Source organism: Propioniciclava soli (assembly GCF_014858005.1).
GTDB classification, from domain to species: domain Bacteria; phylum Actinomycetota; class Actinomycetes; order Propionibacteriales; family Propionibacteriaceae; genus Propioniciclava; species Propioniciclava soli.
The window spans coordinates 142208-161493 of record NZ_JACYOT010000011.1; the positions used below are offsets into that span (position 1 = coordinate 142208).

The window sequence follows — 19286 nt, forward strand, 5'->3', positions numbered from 1 at the left end:
CGGCGAGCTCTGCCTCGGGTCGGTGCGCGCGGGTCGTGACCAGGCCGGCGGCGTCCGGATCGCCGTCACGACTACGGTGGGGCCATGACGCTTGACGCCGCGCACCCACTCGCCGAACGCTCGGTGCTGCCCTACCAGTTGCCTGACTTTGCCCGGCTGACCGCCGAGCACTACCGCACCGCCATCGAGGCCGGCATGGCCGAGCAGCTCGAAGCGCTGGCCGAGCTGGCCGGCAACGCCGAGCCCGCCACGGTCGAGAACGTGCTGCACGCCTGGGAGCGCTCCGGGGAGTTGCTCGAACGGGCGCTGCTGCCCCTCGGCGCGGTGAAGGCGGCCAACACCGACGACGCGCTGGACGCGGTCTACTCCGACGCCGCCCCGCGGCTGGCCGAGCACCGCGACGCGATCTTCCTGGACGCGGCGCTGCACGGCCGTCTCACCGAGCTGGTGACCCGGGCCGAGGCCGGCGAGGTGACCCTTGATGCTGAGGACGCCTGGGCGCTCGGGGAGCTGCTGCGCGCGTTCGACCGGAGTGGCGTCGCGCTCGACCCGGACGCCCAACAGCGGCTGCGGGAACTCAACACCCGGCTCGCCCAGCTGGGGGCCCGGTTCGAGGACGCGAACCGCCGCGCCCGGGTCGCCGGGGCCGTCGTCGTCACCGACCGCGCCGAGCTTGATGGGCTCAGCGACGACGAGATCGACGGCCTCGCCACCGAGGACGGCACGTGGCGCATCGAGCTCGTCAACACCACCCAGCAACCCCTCCTGGCGCGCCTGCACCAACGCGGGCTGCGGCAGCGCATCTTCGAGGCGTCGGCGTCCCGCGGGCTCGACGGGCCGCACGACACTCGCCAGATCATCGTCGACATCGCCCGGGCCCGCGCCGAGAAGGCGCAGCTGCTCGGGTACGAGCACTTCGCGGCGCTGGTGGCGGAGGCCAACTGCGCCAAGACCTCGGACGCGGTCAACGCCCTGATGGGGCCGCTCGGGCCGGCCGCCAAGGCACAGGCGGAGGCGGACGCCGCGACGCTGGCGTCCCGCCTGGCCGAGATCGACCCCGATGCGACGCTCGCGCCGTGGGACTGGGCGTACCTGGCCGAACTCGTCCGCCGCGAGACCACGGCGTTCGACGAGGCCGACGTCCGCCAGTTCCTCCGGGTGGACGCCGTTCTCGAGGCCACATACGCCGCGGCGCACGACCTCTACGGCATCACGTTCACCCGGCGGGACGACCTTGTCGGCCACACGCCGCAGGCCGAGGTGTACGAGATCCACGATGCCGACGGCACACCGGTCGGGTTGTTCGTCATGGATTTCTGGGCGCGTCCGAACAAGGAGGGCGGCGCCTGGATGAACTCGTTGGTGAACCAGAACCACCTCACCCGGCAGCTGCCCGTCGTCACCAACAACTGCAACTACACCCCGTCCTCGACGACCATCACGTGGGACGGCGTCATCACGATGTTCCACGAGTTCGGCCACGCCCTGCACGGGCTGTTCGCCGACAGCCGGTACGCGAGCCATTCCGGCACGTCGACGCCGCGCGACTTCGTGGAGTTCCCCTCCCAGGTCAACGAGCACTGGGCGTGGCAGCCCGGCCGGGTGTTGCCCGCGGAGTGGCTGGCGAAGCTGACCGAGGCGAAGGCGTTCAACCAGGGGTTCGGCACGCTGGAGCTCATGGCGGCCACGCTGCTCGACCAGTCCTGGCACCAGACCCCGCTGGACGCGCTGCCCACCTCCGCCGACGAGGTCGAGGCCTTCGAGCGTCGCGCGCTGGAACGCTGGGGCGTCGACCACGCCCTGGTGCCGCCGCGCTACCGGTCGACGTACTTCAGCCACATCTGGGGCTCGGGGTACGCGGCGGGTTACTACGGCTACAAGTGGTCCGAGGTGATGGACGCCGACGCCGTGGCCTGGTTCGAGGAGAACGGTGGCGGCACCCGCGAGAACGGCGACCACTTCCGCCGCACGCTGCTCGCGCCCGGTGGTTCGGTGGACGCTCTGGAGACCTATCGGACCTTCCGGGGCCGTGACCCGGAGGTCGAGCCGCTGCTGACCCGGCTGGGCATCACCCTCTGAGGGTCACCGGTCTGTCAGCGGGGAGCAACCCCCGCCGCGCTGCGCGTCAGGATCCGGAGCGCCGGGTGAGGAGCAGGAACACCCACGTGGTGAGGATGAACGGCCAGGTGTAGACCGGGATCGGCGTCAGGGCGAGCCCGACCGAGACCACCCACGTCACCGCCGCCCCGGCGGCGGCCCAGCCCCAGGCCCGCGCGCCGGGGGTGAGGAACACGGCACCGAGAGCGATGGCCGTCAGGACGGGGGAGAACCCCGCCAGCCCGGCGGCGACCACCGCCGGCGGCGTCCCGGTGAGCAGCGCCAGGCCGAGGCCGATGGCTGAACCCACCGCGGCGGCGGCTCCGACCCGCCAGCCGGCCAGGCAGAGCCCGACCAGCATGACGAGGCCGGCCCAGGCGTTCTCGACGAGGACGACCTGGGAGATGCCGGAGAGCCAGCCGGTGCCGATCTCGAGCAGGCCGCCGCCGGTCGCGGCGTCGTAGGAGGTGGCCGGCACGAACGTGCGCACGACCAGGAGCGTCAGCCCCGCAACCACGCAGAACGGGGCGGTGAGCACGGGCAGGCCGAGCGGGGCCAGCGCCCGGGCCAGCCAGGCGCCCACGGCCGGGCAGGCGGCTGCACCCAGCACCGTCGCGAGCGCGGCCGGCCAGAGCGCCCCGTCGAACGTCACCCACGCGGCGCAGCCCACGAGCGCGCCGTTGTACCCGTCGAGGCCCTGGTGGCGGTCGTCGGCGGAGAGCCCGAGTGCGGCGGCGCTGACGGTTTGGACGGCCGTGCCGAGCAGCGCGAGCAGCGCCATCAGCGGGCTGGCGAGCGCGACGCCGAGCAGGATCAGCGCACCGGTGAGCAGGTTCGGCTGCAGATAGATCTGACCCACGCCGCGGCCGAGCACGGTGACGGGGCGGGGCAGTCGGTCGGCGAGATCGTTCACGGCGGTTCTCCTGGGGGGACGGGATCGGGACGCGCTGGGTCAGGATGGGCGGCGGCAAGCCGAGGGAATCAGTACTTGCGGAGCGTCGGCGGCGTGCCGCGCAGCAGGGTCAGCACCGCGGTGAGCCATCTCGTCACGGTGTCGGTGTCGCGCCCGAGCAGGCGGACGCTCAGGCCCGGGCAACCCAGGCGCGAGACCCCCCACCGGACGCCGTCGGCGTCGGCGAGCAGGGCGGCGACGGCGTCCACGCGGGCCTGGTCGAGGCTGGGGGCCACGGCGAGCAGCGTGCCGACGTGGCTGAAGCCCTCCAGCGCGCCGATGACCCCGTCGTGCGGGGCGAGCACGAGGTTGTCGAGCGCGGTCAATCGCCCGGCCACCACCACCTCGGTGCGGCTGCGGACGTGCTCGTAGCGGAACGGCCGGCCGTCGGGGGACCAGCCGGGTGTCACCACCTCGGTGGCGACGAACGTGGCGTCGGCGGTCATCTCCACGCGGCAGCTCTGGTCGTAGCGGGCGTCGGCGTAGGCGATGACCTGGTCGGGCACGAGTTCGAGGCGGGCGCCGGCGTCCAGCACCACCTCGGTGTGCTGGGTGGCTCGGGCGTGCGGCGTCCGATAGATCCGCGTGGCCGACTGGGTCGTGACCAGGGCGGACGCCCCCGCGCCCACCTCGAAGCGCTGTTCGTAGGCGTCGCCACCGAGATACCCGCCGCCGGGGTTCACCACCACGGCCGTGACCTGACCCTCAGGTTCGAGGTAGAGCGGCCGCAGCACGCGCAGCGACCCGTCGTGGCGCTGGCCGGTCACCACGGTCCGGTCACCCCGCCTCTCGGCGCGCAGGCTGATCTGGCCGGTCAGGGTCGGCGGAGGGAGGACGGGCGCCGCCGTCATGCGAGATCGAGCAGCAGCACGTCGTGGCGCAGCCAGGTCAGGACGCCGTCGAGCCCCTCGTCGGTGCGTAGGTTGGTGAAACAGAACGGACGCGCGCCGCGAAAGACCTTCGAATCGGCCTCCATCACCGCAAGGTCGGCGCCCACATGGGGGGCGAGGTCGGTCTTGTTGATGACGAACAGGTCGGAGCGGATCATGCCCTGCCCCGCCTTGCGCGGGATCTTCTCGCCCTGCGCGACGTCGATGATGTAGATGGAGAAATCGACGAGCTCGGGGGAGAAGGTGGCCGACAGGTTGTCGCCGCCGGATTCGACGAACACCAGCTCGAGGTCGGGGTGGCGGGCCACGAGGTCGGCGATGGCGGTCTCGTTCATCGAGGTGTCCTCGCGGATCGCCGTGTGGGGGCAGCCGCCCGTCTCGAGGCCGACGATGCGGTCGACCGGCAGCACGCCCGTGGCGGCGAGGATCTTGGCGTCCTCGATCGTGTAGATGTCGTTGGTGACGGCGGCCATCGAGATCTCGTCGGCCATCGCGGCGGCGATCCGCTCGATGAGGGCGGTCTTGCCGGCGCCGACGGGGCCGCCGACGCCGACGCGCACGGGTCCTCGGGAGGTGGGCATCTGGCTCTTCCTTTCAGCTCATGAACATGCGGGCGCGTTGGCGTTCGTGCCGCATCTGGGCGATCTCCAGGCCGGGCGCGACCGCGCCGAGCGCCTCGATCGGCAGCGTGGCGGCGGTGGCGACGGCCTCCGCGATTCGGGGTTGGACGTGGGCGAGGATGCGCTGGCCGGCGTCCGCGCCCAGCGGGATCGCACGGACGGCGTTCTGCGTCAGCGACGTGACCGCCGCGTGCAGCACCAGGGCCACGACGGTGGACGCCGGCGCTCCCAACCCGCGGCCGACCAGCGCGGTCGCGACGGCCGGATGGCCGGCGGCCAGGCCGGCCTCGATGCGCTCGGCGTAGGCGCACAACCAGGGGGACGGGTGGTTGGCGGCGGCGATCGCGACGGTGCGGCGTCCGAGGTGGGCGGACGCCTCGCGCACCTGCCGGGGGAGCGCCTGGGCGCGGAGCAGATCGTCGACGCGCCAAATGGTGGTGAGGTCCGGCGCCGTCATCACCAGGTGGGCGGCCAGGGCGTCGGTGGGCGTCAACTGCTCGCGGACGTAGGCGTCGAGCCAGGCGGCGCAGGTGTCGGTGTCGGTCACGACGCCCTCGCTGACGTAGGTCTCCAGGCCGAAGGAGTGGCTGAAGGCGCCGGTCGGGAGCGCGGAATCGGCGAATTGCAGCAGGGGCAGCAGGTACGCGGGGAGTGCGTCGCTGGGCGCGTGGGACGCGTCAGTGGGTGTGCTCTGCATGTCGGAACGGCACCTCCATCACGCGCTCGACGCGGGCATACGGCGTCCCGGCGTGGTCGCAGAACGCAGCGACCGTGTGGTCGTCGGCCACCACCATGACTCCTTGTGCGGTGTCGAGGCCCTCGACGCTCAGGTGGGTGAAGAATTGCGCGGGCAGGTGGCGATTGCCGAGGCCGTGAGCCACGCGCAGCGCCTCGACGACGTCGCGGGGGGCGATGACGATGACCTGCTGGGAGGCCACGGCGACGGTGACGACGTTGTGCTCTTCCCGCAGCAGGATGTCCCCGTCGCGGAGGTCGGTGGCGGCGTCCAGACGCAGGCCCAGCTCGCGGCCGTGATCGGTGCGGACGCGCTGGATGCGCTTGGTGAGATCGGCCGAGGCGAGCTCCACGTGTTCCACGTGAAGCATCGCCCGCTCGGCCTCGGACAGGTCGGCGAGATTGCCGACGATCTCGGTGACGATCACGGCGTCCTCAGAAGAGGAAGTAGCGCTGGGCGAGCGCGAGTTCCTGGGCCGGGACGGACTCGATGAGCTCGCCGTCCACGCGCACCTGGTAGGTCTGGGGGTCAACCTCGATGGTGGGCGTGGCGTCGTTGTGCACCATGGCAGCCTTGGTGAGGGTGCGGACGCCCGAGACGGCGTGGATCCGCTTGTGGAGGCCGAGTTGCTCAGGGACGCCGGCGTCCGCCGCTGCTTGACTGACGAACGTGAACGAGCTGTCGTGCACGGCCGAGCCGTACGCCCCGAACATGTCGCGCATGAGCGTCGGCTCCGGCGTGGGGATGGAGGCGTTGGCGTCCCCCATGACGGCGTGGGCGATCTGGCCGCCCTTGAGGATCACGCTGGGCTTCACGCCGAAGAACGCCGGCTCCCACAGCACGAGGTCGGCCCACTTGCCGACCTCGACCGAGCCGACCTCGTCGGCGATGCCGTGGGTGACGGCCGGGTTGATCGTGTACTTGGCGACGTAGCGCTTGATGCGCGTGTTGTCGTCGAATTCGCTGTCGCCGGGCAGCGCGCCGCGGGTCTTCTTCATGTGGTCGGCCATCTGCCACGTGCGGATGACGGTCTCGCCGACGCGTCCCATGGCCTGGGAGTCCGATGACGTCATGGAGAAGATGCCGAGGTCGTGCAGCACATCCTCCGCGGCGATGGTTTCGGGGCGGATGCGGGAGTCCGCGAACGCCACGTCCTCGGGGATGTTGGGGTTGAGGTGGTGGCACACCATGAGCATGTCGAGGTGTTCCTCGGCGGTGTTCCGGGTGAACGGCAGCGTCGGGTTGGTCGAGCTGGGGAGCACGTTCGCCAGCCCGGCCATGCGCATGATGTCGGGGGCGTGGCCGCCGCCGGCACCCTCGGTGTGGAAGGTGTGGATGACGCGGCCGTCGATGGCCTTGATCGTGTCCTCGACGAAGCCGCACTCGTTGAGCGTGTCGGTGTGGATCGCGACCTGGATGTCGAACTCGTCCGCAACGCGCAGCGAGGTGTCGATGCAGGCGCGCGTCGTGCCCCAGTCCTCATGGATCTTCAGGCCGATGGCACCGGCGGCGATCTGCTCGGCCAGCGGGTTCGTCGCGGACGCGTGTCCCTTGCCGAGGAGGCCGATGTTCATCGGGAACTGCTCGACGGCGCGGAGCATGCGCGCCAGGTGCCAGGCGCCGGGAGTGATCGTGGTGGCGTTGGTGCCTTCGGCCGGGCCGGTGCCGCCACCCAGCATGGTGGTGACGCCGGACGCCAGCGCGGTGCCGATCTGCGTCGGCGAGATGAAGTGGATGTGGGAATCGATGGCCCCCGCGGTGACGATGCGGCCCTCACCGGCGATCGCCTCGGTGGCGGTGCCGACGATGATGTCGACGCCGTCCTGGGTGTCCGGATTGCCGGCCTTGCCGATGCCGACGATGCGGCCGTCCTTCAGGCCGATGTCGGCCTTGATGATGCCGGAGTGGTCGATGATGAGGGCGTTGGTGATGACCGTGTCGACGACGCCCTCGTCGCGGGTGAGGCGTCCGTTCTGGCCCATGCCGTCGCGGATCACCTTGCCGCCACCGAAGACCACCTCGTCGCCGTAGTGGGTGAGGTCCTTCTCGACGCGGGCGTGGAGGTCGGTGTCGGCCAGGCGGACGGCGTCGCCGGTCGTCGGTCCGTAGAGGTCGCTGTACTCGCGGCGGCTCAGTTCGCGGCTCATGTGCGTGGCTCCTGGGGAATCGTCGGGTCAGTCGAGGGGGCCGTCGGTGCGGTTCGCGAGGCCGTAGACGGCGCGGCGGCCGCCGAGGGCGACGAGCTGGACGGTGCGCGCGTCACCCGGCTCGAAACGCGCGGCGGTGCCGGCGGGGATGTCGAGGCGGAAGCCGTGGGCGGCGTCCCGGTCGAAGTCGAGCGCCGGGTTGACCTCGTCGAAGTGGTAGTGGGAGCCGACCTGGACGGGTCGGTCGCCGGTGTTGGTGACCTCGACCTCGATGGTCGGGCGGTCGGCGTTGATGACGATGGGCTCGTCGGCCAGATGGTACTCGCCGGGGATCATGGGGGTCTCCTGTCAGCGGATCGGTTCGTGCACGGTGACGAGCTTCGTGCCGTCGGGGAACGTGGCCTCAACCTGCACGGCATGGATCATCTCCGGGACGCCGACCATCACGTCATCGCGGGTGAGCAGTGTGGTGCCGAAGGACATGAGGTCGGCGACGGTGCGTCCGTCGCGGGCGGCCTCGAGGAGTTCGGCGGTGATGAGCGCCACCGCCTCGGGGTGGTTCAGCTTCAGGCCGCGCTCGCGGCGGCGGCGCGCGAGATCTCCGGCCACGACGATGAGCAGCTTCTCCTGCTCGCGTGGTTCGAGGTGCATGGTGGGCTCCCGGTTCGGATCGGTGGTGCGCGGCGTCCTCGTCCGTCGGCGGGCGGGGGCGTCCCTGCGTGGACACGGTAGGCGAGTCGGGGGGCGCCACGTGGGGCGTCCACGGGGTGTAACACGGCTCTTACACGGCGGGTGGTCATGGGTGACGGGGCCGGCCCGCCGTGCTCGCCCCCCGGGTTGGGGCTCAAACTCCAGTTCTGTGCTCAAACTCCGCCTCCGGTAGCGGAGTTTGAACCAGAAGTGTGCGTGTCGGCCGCAGTCTGGACGCGCCACGAGCGGCGGCCATCGCCTAGGCTCGGGGCACAACGAAGTCGAAGGGGATGACGCCATGAAGGCAGCCAGGCTGCACGCCGCCCGGGACCTCCGCATCGTCGAGGAGCCGACACCCGCGGAGGAGCCCGGCCGCACGCTCGTCGCCGTGGGCGCCGTCGGGTTGTGCGGGTCGGATCTGCACTGGTACGTCGACGGCCACATCGGGGACGCCGGGCTCGACCAGCCGGCGATCCCCGGCCACGAGATCGGCGGCACCGCGCTGACCGGACCCCTCAAGGGGCAGGTCGTGGCCGTCGATCCTGCGATTCCGTGCTTCGACTGCCCCCGCTGCCACGAGGGCTGGACCAACCTGTGCGAGCGCATCAAGTTCGCCGGGCACAGCGACACCGACGGCGGCCTCGCCGAGGTCATCAGCTGGCCCACCGATCGCCTGGTGCCCCTGCCCCCGGGCATGGACGCCGTGGACGCCGCCGTCCTCGAACCGCTCGGCGTCGCCATCCACGCCTGGGATCTCGGCCACGTGCGCCTCGGCGATCGCGTGGCCGTCGTGGGCTGCGGCCCCATCGGGCTGCTGCTCATCCAGCTCGCGAAGAACGGCCTCGCCAGCCACGTCGCCGGCGTCGAACCGCTGGAACACCGCCGCGAGGCGGCGCTGGCCTGCGGCGCGGACGCCGTGCACGACTCCGATGACCTGCCTGGTGACGACTTCGACGTCGTGTTCGAGGTGTGCGGCAATCCTGACCCGGTGCGCGAGGCCATGACGGTGGCGCGGCGCGGCGGCCGGGTGGTGCTCGTGGGCATCCCCGACGCCGACGAGACGACGTTCCCCGCATCCCTGGCACGCCGCAAGGGGCTGACGATCGCGGTCGTCCGCCGGATGCCGGAGGTCTACGAGCGCGCGGTCACCCTGGTCGAGCGCGGCCACGTCAACCTGAAGGCCGTCGTCAGCCACACCTTCGGACTGGACGCCTCCGACGAGGCGTTCGAGCGGGCCACGCGGCGCGAGGGGTTGAAGGTCGTCATCACGCCCAGTTCGTCGGGTGGCGCCTCGTAGGGTGGCGGCGTGACTCGCTACGTGATCGTCGGTGCCGGCGCTGTCGGCGGAATGATCGGCGGACGCCTCGCGCAGGCCGGAATCGACACCGCCTGGGTGGCGCGCGGGGAGCACGGCCGGGCGCTCCGAGACCGCGGCCTCACCCTCATGACGCCCGAAGGAACCGAGACGCTCCGCGCGCCCGTTTGGCTCGACCCGTCGGACGCGGACCTGCGCCCCGATGACGTCCTCGTCTTCGCGACCAAGACCCAGCACGTGGCCGAGGCCCTGGCGAGCTGGGCCGACGTGCCGGTGACCGGGCCCGACGGAGCACTGGCCACGGCCGGCGAGACGCTGCCCGCGGTGCTCTCCACCAACGGCGTCGCCGCGGAGACGATGGCGCTGCGCTGGTTCCGTCGTGTGTACGGGGTGTGCGTGTGGGCGCCCACGGCCAACCTGGAGCCGGGTGTTGTGGTGGCGCGCTTCACGCCCACCTCGGCCGTGCTGCACTGCTCCCGGGTGCCCGCCACCCTCACCGACGACGCCGACTCCGCGCTCCTGAACCGGCTGCGCGCCGACTGGGAAAGCGCCCGGCTCGACGTGCCGCTGCCCTCCGACGTGATGCCGTGGAAGTACCGCAAGCTCATCAGCAACCTCGGCAACGTGGTGCAGGCGCTGCTCGGCAGCCAGGACGCCGACGACGTGGTCGAGGCGGCCCGGCAGGAGGCGCGTCAGGTTTTCGAGGACGCGGGCATCGTCATGGTCGACGACGCGACCGAGGCCGCGGCGCGGGCGTCCGGGCCGCGCTCAGCCGATGTCGCGGGCGCCCCCGACGAGCTCGGCGGGTCCACTTGGCAGTCGCTCACCAAGGGGCGGGGCAACGTCGAGACCGACTTCCTCAACGGTGAGATCGTGGCTCTTGCCCATCAGATCGGTAGCGAGGCGCCGGTCAACGCGGCGCTGGCTCGGTGGGGACGCCGGGCCGCAGCCGACGACGTCCGGCCCGGTGATCTCAGCCCGGACGCCCTCCGCGCGGGGCTGCCGAAACCGAGCGGGGCTGCCGAACTGAGCGGAGCTGCCTTGAAGGACGGGTGCAGGAGGCGTCGCTCTACCAAGTCGTGACGCGGGACGCCGTGCAGAGCCAGCGGCCGTCGACGTTGCTGAAGTCCTGGTCGAGTTCCAGACGCCACGTCTGACCGCGGCCGTCGGCCCGGTGGCCAGTGAGGATGCGCCCGGTGAGCCACGCCCGCTCGCCGTCCACCGTCACGTCGACGGTGCGGGGCAACACCTCGTGATAGACGAACGTGCCGGCGCGAATGCCGTCCATCCAGTCGTCGAGGGCCTGCACGTGCCCAGTCATGTGGCGCAGGGTGGCCTCCGGGGTGAACTGGGCCGCCAGCAGTTCGGTGTCGGCGGCGTCCATGCCAGTGAGCTGGGCCTGCCAGTTCGCGCGGATCGCGCGCTCGGCGTCGACATCGGTCATGCGGCCACGGTACGACGGCAACGATCTCAGCGCAGCACCCGCGCCAACCACGCCATGATGCGCTCCACCTGGTGGCCGCGGCCGCCTTCGTGGCCGTTGAACGGGTACACCTCGATCTCCTTGGCCCCGGCGTAGTGGTGGTACGCGGCGAACACGGTCGAGGGTGGGGTGATCGCGTCCATCAGGCCTGCCGAGAACAGGGCCGGGGCACTCGCGCGCGCGGCCGTCGACATGCCGTCGAAGTACGACAGCGTGTCCATGACCTGCCCGCGGTGCTGGGGGTGGACGGCCAGGTAGTCGGCGACCTCCTTGTACGGGTAGGCGTCCGTGAGGCCGATCGCGCGGGTGAAGTGGCACAGGAACGGCACCTCCGCCGAACACGCCGCCACCTCCACACCGCGGTGGGACGCCAGCCCTGCGGCGGCCAGCGCCATCGCCCCGCCCTGGCTGCCGCCGGCGACGGCGATGCGGGCGGGGTCGACCGCGGGGTGCGTTCCCGCCGCCTCCACGAGGCGCACGACGTCGACGAACAGCCGCCGGTAGTAGTACGTCTCCGGCGCCAGGACGCCCTCGGTCATCAGCCCGCGCGCGGCACCGGCCATCCGCGTGCCCGTGTCGTCCGTGCCGGGGTGGGACGCCGGCGTGGCCCACCCCTGCCCGCGGGCGTCGATCACGAAGTGTGCATACCCGCCGGCGACGTAGATGAGCTTGTCGAACGGCATGCCTCGTCCGATGGAGTAGCCGGTGTACTGCACCACCGCAGGCAGCGGCCCGGACGCCCCCGCCGGCAGCAGCAGCCAGCCCTTGACGCGCTCACCGTTCCAGCCGCGCCAGCTGATGTCGTAGGTGTCCACCAGGGTCATGAACGTGGCCACCGGCTCGACGCGCAGGTCCACGTCCCCCGAACCGTGCTCGGCAAAGGTGCGCGCCCAGAAGGCGTCGAAGTCGGCCGGCTCGTCCAGCGGTGGTGCGTAGGACGCCAGCGCGTCCGGCGAGAGGTCGAAGAACGCCATGGCTCACTCCACCGTGACGGTCGGGCTGAGGGTGCGGCCCTCGCCCACCACGCGCAGGCCACCGGTGAGCCGGAAGTCGGCCACCAGCGGCAGGTTCTCACTCGACGTGCCCACCGAGAGCTTCATCGCGCCCGGCTCGACCACGCGCGTCAGATCGACCCCCGTGAAGCTCATCAGGTCGGTGGAGAAGTCCACGCGGAGCGTGGCGGACGCCCCCGGCTCCAGGTGCACCTTGCGGAACGCCGCGAGCAGCTTGATCGGGCGCACCACTTGGGCCGTCACGTCGGACAGGTAGAACTGGACGACCTCCGCGCCGGCGCGCTCACCGGTGTTGGTGAGGCGCACCGTCGCGGTGAGCGTGCCGTCGGTGGGCACCTCGTCGGCCGTCAGCGCCAGGTCGGACACCGCGAACGTCGTGTACGACAGGCCGTGGCCGAAGGGGTAGAGCGGGCGCGGGTCGAGGTTGGACACCCCGTCGGTGAACCACGCCAACGGCGCCGCGATGTAGGTGCCCGGCTGGCCGCCGGGATGATCGGGGACGCCGACCGGCAGCTTGCCACTCGGGTTGACCCGCCCGGAGAGGACGCCGGCCAGCGCTGCGCCGCCCTCGGCGCCCGGCATGAACGCCTGCACCACCGCGGCCGCCCTGTCGCCGAACTCGCCCAGCGAGTAGGGCCGCCCCGAGACGACCAGCAGCACCGTGGGCGTCCCGGTGTCGAGCACCGCCCGCACGAGGTCGGCCTGGGCGCCGGGCAGCCGCAGATCCACCGAGTCGCAGCCCTCGCCGGAGGTGCCGCCGCCGAACATGCCGGCCAGGTCACCCACGGCCACCACGGCCACCGCCGCGTCGCGTGCCGCCGCGACGGCCCCCTCGATGCCGGAGGTGTCGGGGTCGAGGATGTCCACGCCGGCCACCACGTCCACCCGGGTGTCGGGGAACTCGGCGCGCACGGCGTCCGCGAGGCTCGTCAGCGGCAGGCCGCTCGCGAGCTCGGGGTAGCGGGGCAGCACGTGGTTGGGGAAGGAGTAGCAGCCCATGAACGTGAGCGGGTTCTCGCTGATCGGGCCCAGCAGGGCGATCGAGTCGGCCCGGAGGGGCAGCACGCCGGCGTCGTTGGCGCACAGCACGACGCTCTGCTCCGCCATCCGGCGGGCGATCTCGCGGTTGCGCTCGGAGTCGAGGTGGACGGCACGGCCGGCGGCCGCGGCGTCCCACCCCTCGTCGAGCAGGCCGAGCTGCACCTTCTGGCGCAGGATGCGCCGTGCCGCCTCGCGGATGACGCCCTCGCTCACCAGACCCCGCTCGACCGCCTCGGCGAGGTGGGCATAGGCGCCGGTCTCGGGCAGCTCGATGTCCAGGCCCGCGTTGAGGCTGAGGGCACCCGCCTCGGTGAGATCGTCGGCCACGTGGTGCATGGACTCCAGGAAGCTGATCGACCAATAGTCGGACACCACGGTGCCGGTGAAGCCCCAGCGCTCCCGCAGCACCTCGGTGAGCAGGTGCCGGCTGGCCCCGGCGGGCACGCCGTCCACGTCGGAGTAGGAGTTCATCACCGACGCCACCTCGCCCTCCCGGACGGCCATCTCGAAGGGCGGGAGCAGGACGTCCTCGAGTTCGCGGGTACCGATGGTGACGGGGGCGTGATTGCGGCCGGCCCGCGCGGCGGAATAGCCCACGAAGTGCTTGAGCGTCGCCTGGACGCCGGCGTCCTGCAGGCCGCGGACGTACGCCGTGCCGAGCGTGCCCACCAGGAAGGGGTCCTCGCCGATGGTCTCCTCGACGCGGCCCCAGCGGTAGTCGCGCACGACGTCCAGGAGCGGGGACAGGCCTTGGTGGACGCCGAGGGCCGCCATGTCGGAGCCGATCGCGTGGGCCATCTCGCCGACGAGCTCCGGATCGAACGTGGCGCCCCAGGCGATGGCCGCCGGATAGACCGTGGCCCCGTAGGCGGTGAAGCCGGTCAGGCACTCCTCGTGCGCGATGGCGGGGATGCCGAACCGGGAGCGCTGCTGCACCTGCTGCTGGAAGCGCGCCAGCGTGGCCACCCCCGTCTCGGGGTCGATCGGGGCGCTGCCGAAGACGCGCGTGAGGTGGCCCAGCCCGTCGGCCGACACCTCCTCGAACTCCCCGCTCGACATCGCCGACTCCATGGGGGCCACGTCGTTCAGGCCGGCGCCGTTGGACTTGGGTCGGGGCCAGAAGGCCCCGAGTTGACCGATCTGCTCGGCCAGGCTCATCGCGTCGAGCAGCGCCTCGACGCGCTCGTCGACGGGCCGTGTGGCATCTGACCAAGGGAACATGTGCACCATCCTCGCTGCATTCCGAAACATTCGGGGTTCCCGGCCAGGGTAGGGCGCGGCTCGGGCCGGGGTCACATCGACGGGGACCAGGTGACCCAGGCTGAGGTCGGACTGAGGGCGTCTGTGGCATCGGGGGCGACGTTCGTTCGGAGGGGTTGCGCTGGGACGCGGCAGATAGATCTGATCTCGGCAGCGGGGCGGTGTCAGAGCAGATGGATCGTGAGAGCAATCAGTGCGAGGAGCGGCAGGGCTCCCTGCTTGAGGGCCGCGGATCGGTGCGGCGGAGAGCTGATGCCCACTACGAGAGCTGCCGCGAGCATCGAGCCCACGCCGGCGAACACGAGCGTGAGCCCGACGGTGGTTGCCCCCGCGAGGCCGACGGCGACGCCCCCCACCGCCAAGAGGGCGAGGAAGAGGTTGTAGAAGCCCTGGTTGAACGCCATGAATCGGGTTCGCTCCGCCTCCTGCGCCGTGTGCCCGAACGTCCGCTGCGCTGCGGGCGAGCCCAGGCGAACGATTCCAGCGCGAAGATGTAGCCGTGGAGCAGGGCCGCCAGGGTGGCGAGGACGAGGCCGGTGATGAGCATGCGTCCACACTAGGGCTGGGGTTGTGGCCGGACGCCGGACGGCGCCGGAGCAGCGGGATTCGGCAAAGTCACCTCCCCGGGGGATAGCGAATCCGGGGGGCCCTGCCTAACGTTGGTTGAGGCGGGGCTTGCTGGCCCGGGGGGATGGTCAGCAGGCCCCGTTTCGCATGCCGGAGTGAGCACCAGCCCCACCGGCGAGGTGTGTCCTTGGTCAGTGGCGAGCGGAGCGAGCACCAGCCCCACCGGCGAGGTGTGTCTGTGTTGTTTGCGCGAGCGGAGCGAGCACCAGCCCCACCGGCGAGGTGTGTCTGTGTTGTTTGCGCGAGCGGAGCGAGCACCAGCCCCACCGGCGAGGTGTGTCTGTGTTGTTTGCGCGAGCGGAGCGAGCACCAGCCCCACCGGCGAGGTGTGTCAGCACTCGATCACGTTCACGGCCAGCCCGCCGAGGGCGGTCTCCTTGTACTTGCTCTGCATGTCCCGCCCCGTGTCGCGCATGGTGGTGATGACGGTGTCGAGGCTGACGATGTGGCTTCCGTCGCCGCGCAGGGCCGTCCGGGCGGCGGCGACGGCCTTGACCGCCGCGATGGCGTTGCGTTCGATGCAGGGGATCTGCACGAGGCCGCCCACGGGGTCGCAGGTCAGGCCCAGGTTGTGCTCCATGCCGATCTCGGCGGCGTTCTCGACCTGCTCGGGGGTGCCGCCGAGCACGGCGGCCAGGCCGGCCGCGGCCATCGAGCAGGCCGAGCCGACCTCGCCCTGGCAACCCACCTCGGCCCCCGAGATGGAGGCCGTGTTCTTGAAGATCATGCCGATCGCGGCGGCGGTGAGCAGAAACCGGACGACGCCGGTGTCGTCCGCGCCGGGCACGAACGTCGTGTAGTACTTCAGGACGGCGGGGATGATGCCGGCCGCCCCGTTGGTGGGGGCCGTCACCACCCGTCCGCCCGCCGCGTTCTCCTCGTTCACGGCCAGGGCGTACAGAGCGATCCAGTCCATGGCCCGCAGCGGGTCGTCCGAGGACGCCTCGCCGATGAGCTTGGTGTGCAGCGCCGGCGCGCGCCGCAGGACGCGCAGGCCGCCGGGCAGGCGTCCCTCGGTCTCGATGCCGGCGGCGATGCAGCCCTCCATCACGTCCCAAATGTGGAGCAGCCCGGCCCGAACCTCGTCGCGCGAGCGCCACACCAACTCGTTCTCCATCGCGACCTTGGCGATCGACAGCCCGGTCTCGTGACAGATCGCCATCAGATCCGCACTCGTGTGGTATGGGTGGGGCACCTCGGTCACGTCGGGCACCACCGGGTCGGACGCCGCGGCGTCCCCCTCGACGACGAAGCCGCCACCGACCGAGTAGTAGCTTCGCTCGGCGAGGAGATCACCGGCCGCGTCCCACGCGCTCAGCACCATGCCGTTGGGGTGGGCGGGCAGCTCGACCGAGCCGTCGAGCACGAGATCGGTGGCGGGGTCGAAGGCGATGCGCTGGCGTCCGGCCAGCAGCAGCTCGCGGCGGGAGGCGACGGCGTCCACCTCGACCGTCGCCGCACGCGGGTCGACGGTCTCGGGTGCCTCGCCCAGCAGCCCCAGCACGACCGCCCGGTCGGTGCCGTGCCCCCGGCCGGTCGCGCCCAGCGAGCCGTACAGCGCGCAGCGGACGCGCGCGGTGCGCGTGAGCGCGTCGCCGAGCTCGGCGCAGAACAGCGACGCCGCCCGCATCGGCCCGACGGTGTGGGACGAGGACGGGCCGATCCCCACCGAGAACAGGTCGAACACGCTGAGCGCCATGGGGCCGACCCTAGCGGCTGCTCCGACCCGCGAAGCATCGCCCCGCCACCGGGGTCGGGCCCGGCCCCCGACCTCGGTCGATCCCGCACGGTCCTGGGAGCCGATGCGGGGGTGAGGCCGCGTCGGGGAGGGTGGGGGACATGATCGCTTTCGCCGATGTCGCCCTGCTGACCGCCATGGTCGCTCTCGTGTTGATGGCCGTCCAGCCGGTGCTCAGCGAGGTCGCCGAGGCGTCCTGACCCACCGGCCCTGCCGGCCCCTTCCCCACCCCCGGGCACGCCCCGGAGCCGCACCCGATGATCCCGCGGTTCCGGGGGGTGGTGGCGCCCGGGGGCGTCTAGTCTGGGGCCATCCCCAACGAAGGAGGACCCATGAGCGGCGGCATCTCCGTGGTGTTCGTGGTCATCGGGCTGCTGGTCATCGCCGGAATCGCAGCGCTGGTGCTGATGAGCGTCCGGCGCAACGGCCCGGACGCGCCGCCCTCGGCCCCGCCGCCCCCCGTCAGCGAGCCCACCCCCTGGTCGTCGGCCGTCGCCGCCGCGTCCGCCGCGGGTGAGGCGCCGGCGTCCGGGCCTGCCCGTGGCGCCGAATCGCTCTCGCGCGAGGCACTGGTGAACCCCGACCGGAACCTCGACCCGACGAAGTGGGACAACCGGCCCGACGGCAGCGAGGAGTACGACGAGGACGACCCGGCGCCGTCCGGCCCGAGCGGGGGGCCGGTGATGGACGCCAACTTCTTCAACTCGCTGCGCGACCGCCGGCCCACCGAATGACCGACCTCGAGATCCACCTCCTCGCCGACTCCACCGGGGAATCCGGGGTGCGGCTGGCCCGTGCAGCCGTCGCCCAGTTTCCCCATGTCGAGTTCCGGCTCGTGCGCCACCGTCGCATCACGACGGCGGCCCGGCTCCAGTCCGCCCTCGACGCGCTGCGCGAGCGTGACGGCCAGCCCACCGCGGTCTTCTTCACGCTCGTCAACGAGGAGCTGGCCAGCCTGGTCCGATCTGCCTGCTGCGAGCTCGACATGCCCTATGCCGATCTCATGACGGACGCGATGGGCGCCCTGGAGCGCATCAGCGGCCAGGACGCCGACCAGGTGCCCATGCGTCCCGTGGGGGTCGAGGCCGACTACTTCGTCCGCATCGCCTCCATCGACTTCGCGGTCCGCAATGACGACGGTGCCGCCCCGGCGTCGCTGCTGGAGTGCGACATCTGCCTCGTCGGCCCCTCCCGCTCGGGCAAGACGCCGTTGTCGATCTTCCTCGGGTACCTCGGGTACAAGACGGTGAACGTGCCGCTGGTGCCGGGCATCGCGCCGCCCGAGGAACTGTTCCGGATCGACCCCTGGCGCGTCGTCGGCCTCACGCTGGACCCGGAGCGGCTGCGCCTCATCCGTTCCGAGCGTGTCCGGGGCCTGGGCGTCCGGGGCATGAAGGACGGCTATGTCGACCTTGCGTCCATCTACGACGAACTCGACGACCTCGTCGCCCTGCAACGCCGCCTCAAGTGCCCGGTGCTCGACACGACCGGCATGGCGCTGGAGGAGGCCGCCGCGCGCATCGTCGACCTGGTCGAGGAACGTGCCCGCAAGCACGGCGGACGCCTGCGGCGTCCGGCCAACACGTCGAGCACCCTGCCGACGAGCTGACCGACCCGCCAACCACCCCTGCCACCGACCCACGAAGGAGCAACCGTGCACGAGCGACACCTGCGCGACCTGACCGTTTCCGCGATCGGCTACGGAGCGATGGGGTTCAGCCACGGCTACGGCCCCGGCGCGGACGAGGCGGAGGCGATCCGCCTGCTGCGGCACGCGCACGACCTCGGCTGCACCCACTACGACACCGCCGAGGGCTACGGCGGCGGCCACAACGAGGAGCTTCTCGGACGGGCCCTGGCGCCGATCCGCGACGAGGTCGTCATCGCCACCAAACTGCACGTGCCGGAGGCGTCCGGGCGGGACGATCTGGGCCGGCAGATCCGCGAGCACCTGCAGGCCTCGATGCGCCGCCTGGGCGTCGACCACGTCGACCTTTACTACCAGCACCGGGTGGACGACGCGGGGGTGGAGGACGTCGCGGCGATCATGGGCGAGCTGATCGCCGACGGTCTCATCCGCGGCTGGGGCCAGTCACAGTCCAGCGCCGACCAGATCCGGCGGGCCCACGCGATCACGCCGCTGACCGCGATCCAGAGCGAGTACTCGATGATGGAGCGCATGTTCGAGGCCGAGGTGATCCCGGCCTGCGAGGAGTTGGGCATCGGGTTCGTGCCATTCAGCCCGCTCGCCTCCGGCTTCCTGTCGGGCGCCGTGACGGCCGACCAGACGTACCCCGGCGACGACGTCCGCCGCGCCATCACCCGGTTCGATCCCGACAACGTCCGCGCGAACCAGCCCCTCATCGACCTGCTGCACACCTTCGCCGCGGAGAAGGACGCGACCCCTGCGCAGATCTCGCTGGCATGGATGCTGCACAAGAAGCCGTTCATCGCGCCGATTCCCGGCATGCGCACCCAGGCCCGGGTGGAGGAGAACCTCGGCGCTGCCGACGTGGTGCTCTCCGACGCCGAGTTCGAGCGCATCGAGGCCGAGCTGGCCCACGTGACGATTCACGGCAATCGCACTGATGCAGACATCGCCAAGCTGCGGGACGACCACCACTGACGCCGCGCCCGGGGGGTGAGGAGGGCGCCCCAGCGGCAGGGCCGCCCTGCT

At 71.7% G+C, this 19286-nt stretch carries 19 protein-coding genes; 6 read left to right on the forward strand and 13 right to left on the reverse strand.

The window, feature by feature from the left end; all coding sequences use genetic code 11:
• Positions 1-84 precede the first annotated feature (84 nt).
• Entirely contained in the window at positions 85-2079 is a 1995-nt protein-coding gene (locus tag IFY26_RS12455) for a M3 family metallopeptidase (RefSeq protein WP_232549325.1), read from the forward strand.
• 46 nt (positions 2080-2125) lie between these two features.
• Here the strand turns inward: IFY26_RS12455 and IFY26_RS12460 are convergent, their stop codons facing one another.
• The 8 genes from IFY26_RS12460 to IFY26_RS12495 form a co-directional block, all read right to left on the reverse strand.
• Positions 2126-3010 carry an urea transporter gene (locus IFY26_RS12460; protein WP_232549326.1) on the reverse strand — a complete coding sequence of 295 codons (885 nt, stop codon included), beginning with the start codon at positions 3008-3010 and terminating at the stop codon, positions 2126-2128.
• A gap of 68 nt (positions 3011-3078) precedes the next feature.
• The gene (locus IFY26_RS12465) at positions 3079-3900 is read right to left on the reverse strand and encodes an urease accessory protein UreD (protein WP_232549327.1); all 822 of its coding nucleotides are present in this window, start codon (positions 3898-3900) and stop codon (positions 3079-3081) included.
• Positions 3897-4520 carry an urease accessory protein UreG gene (gene ureG / locus IFY26_RS12470; RefSeq protein WP_232549328.1) on the reverse strand — a complete coding sequence of 208 codons (624 nt, stop codon included), beginning with the start codon at positions 4518-4520 and terminating at the stop codon, positions 3897-3899. The genes IFY26_RS12465 and ureG overlap by 4 nt, the downstream gene beginning before the upstream one ends.
• Positions 4521-4533: 13 nt before the next feature.
• Positions 4534-5256, reverse strand: coding sequence for an urease accessory protein UreF (locus IFY26_RS12475; RefSeq protein ID WP_232549329.1), 723 nt, complete (start codon positions 5254-5256; stop codon positions 4534-4536).
• A complete protein-coding gene (locus tag IFY26_RS12480; RefSeq protein ID WP_232549330.1) occupies positions 5237-5722 on the reverse strand; it encodes an urease accessory protein UreE in 486 nt (161 codons plus the stop codon). The genes IFY26_RS12475 and IFY26_RS12480 overlap by 20 nt, the downstream gene beginning before the upstream one ends.
• Before the next feature lie 7 nt (positions 5723-5729).
• Positions 5730-7442, reverse strand: a complete 1713-nt coding sequence (gene ureC / locus IFY26_RS12485) for an urease subunit alpha (RefSeq protein ID WP_232549331.1) — start codon at positions 7440-7442, stop codon at positions 5730-5732.
• Positions 7443-7469: 27 nt separating this feature from the next.
• Positions 7470-7778 carry an urease subunit beta gene (locus IFY26_RS12490; RefSeq protein ID WP_232549332.1) on the reverse strand — a complete coding sequence of 103 codons (309 nt, stop codon included), beginning with the start codon at positions 7776-7778 and terminating at the stop codon, positions 7470-7472.
• A gap of 12 nt (positions 7779-7790) precedes the next feature.
• Positions 7791-8093, reverse strand: coding sequence for an urease subunit gamma (locus IFY26_RS12495; RefSeq protein ID WP_232549333.1), 303 nt, complete (start codon positions 8091-8093; stop codon positions 7791-7793).
• Between the two features lie 337 nt (positions 8094-8430).
• Between IFY26_RS12495 and IFY26_RS12500 the strand changes: the two genes are divergently transcribed.
• Together IFY26_RS12500 and IFY26_RS18255 are read left to right on the forward strand one after the other, a co-directional pair.
• The gene (locus IFY26_RS12500) at positions 8431-9429 is read left to right on the forward strand and encodes a zinc-dependent alcohol dehydrogenase (protein ID WP_232549334.1); all 999 of its coding nucleotides are present in this window, start codon (positions 8431-8433) and stop codon (positions 9427-9429) included.
• A gap of 9 nt (positions 9430-9438) precedes the next feature.
• Positions 9439-10530, forward strand: coding sequence for a ketopantoate reductase family protein (locus tag IFY26_RS18255; protein ID WP_232549335.1), 1092 nt, complete (start codon positions 9439-9441; stop codon positions 10528-10530).
• Here IFY26_RS18255 and IFY26_RS12510 read toward each other — a convergent pair.
• From IFY26_RS12510 to IFY26_RS12530, 5 genes are all read right to left on the reverse strand, one after another.
• Positions 10517-10891 (reverse strand): nuclear transport factor 2 family protein, encoded by a 375-nt coding sequence (locus tag IFY26_RS12510; RefSeq protein ID WP_232549336.1) that lies wholly within the window; start codon positions 10889-10891, stop codon positions 10517-10519. The genes IFY26_RS18255 and IFY26_RS12510 overlap by 14 nt on opposite strands.
• A gap of 26 nt (positions 10892-10917) precedes the next feature.
• The gene (locus IFY26_RS12515) at positions 10918-11904 is read right to left on the reverse strand and encodes an acetylxylan esterase (RefSeq protein ID WP_232549337.1); all 987 of its coding nucleotides are present in this window, start codon (positions 11902-11904) and stop codon (positions 10918-10920) included.
• A 3-nt stretch (positions 11905-11907) separates the two neighbouring features.
• Entirely contained in the window at positions 11908-14205 is a 2298-nt protein-coding gene (locus IFY26_RS12520; RefSeq protein WP_232549338.1) for a beta-glucosidase, read from the reverse strand.
• A 203-nt stretch (positions 14206-14408) separates the two neighbouring features.
• Positions 14409-14801 carry a DUF1304 domain-containing protein gene (locus IFY26_RS12525; protein WP_232549339.1) on the reverse strand — a complete coding sequence of 131 codons (393 nt, stop codon included), beginning with the start codon at positions 14799-14801 and terminating at the stop codon, positions 14409-14411.
• A 401-nt stretch (positions 14802-15202) separates the two neighbouring features.
• Positions 15203-16570 (reverse strand): L-serine ammonia-lyase, encoded by a 1368-nt coding sequence (locus IFY26_RS12530; RefSeq protein WP_232549340.1) that lies wholly within the window; start codon positions 16568-16570, stop codon positions 15203-15205.
• A gap of 371 nt (positions 16571-16941) precedes the next feature.
• On the opposite strand from IFY26_RS12530, the gene IFY26_RS12535 reads away from it, so the two are divergent.
• From IFY26_RS12535 to IFY26_RS12545, 3 genes are read left to right on the forward strand one after another with little or no spacing between them, the layout of a single operon-like run.
• Complete coding sequence (locus IFY26_RS12535) at positions 16942-17343, forward strand: hypothetical protein (protein ID WP_232549341.1); 402 nt, start codon at positions 16942-16944, stop codon at positions 17341-17343.
• Positions 17340-18218 (forward strand): pyruvate, water dikinase regulatory protein, encoded by an 879-nt coding sequence (locus IFY26_RS12540; protein ID WP_232549342.1) that lies wholly within the window; start codon positions 17340-17342, stop codon positions 18216-18218. Before IFY26_RS12535 ends, IFY26_RS12540 begins: the two co-directional genes overlap by 4 nt.
• A gap of 45 nt (positions 18219-18263) precedes the next feature.
• Entirely contained in the window at positions 18264-19235 is a 972-nt protein-coding gene (locus IFY26_RS12545) for an aldo/keto reductase (protein ID WP_232549343.1), read from the forward strand.
• Positions 19236-19286 lie beyond the last annotated feature (51 nt).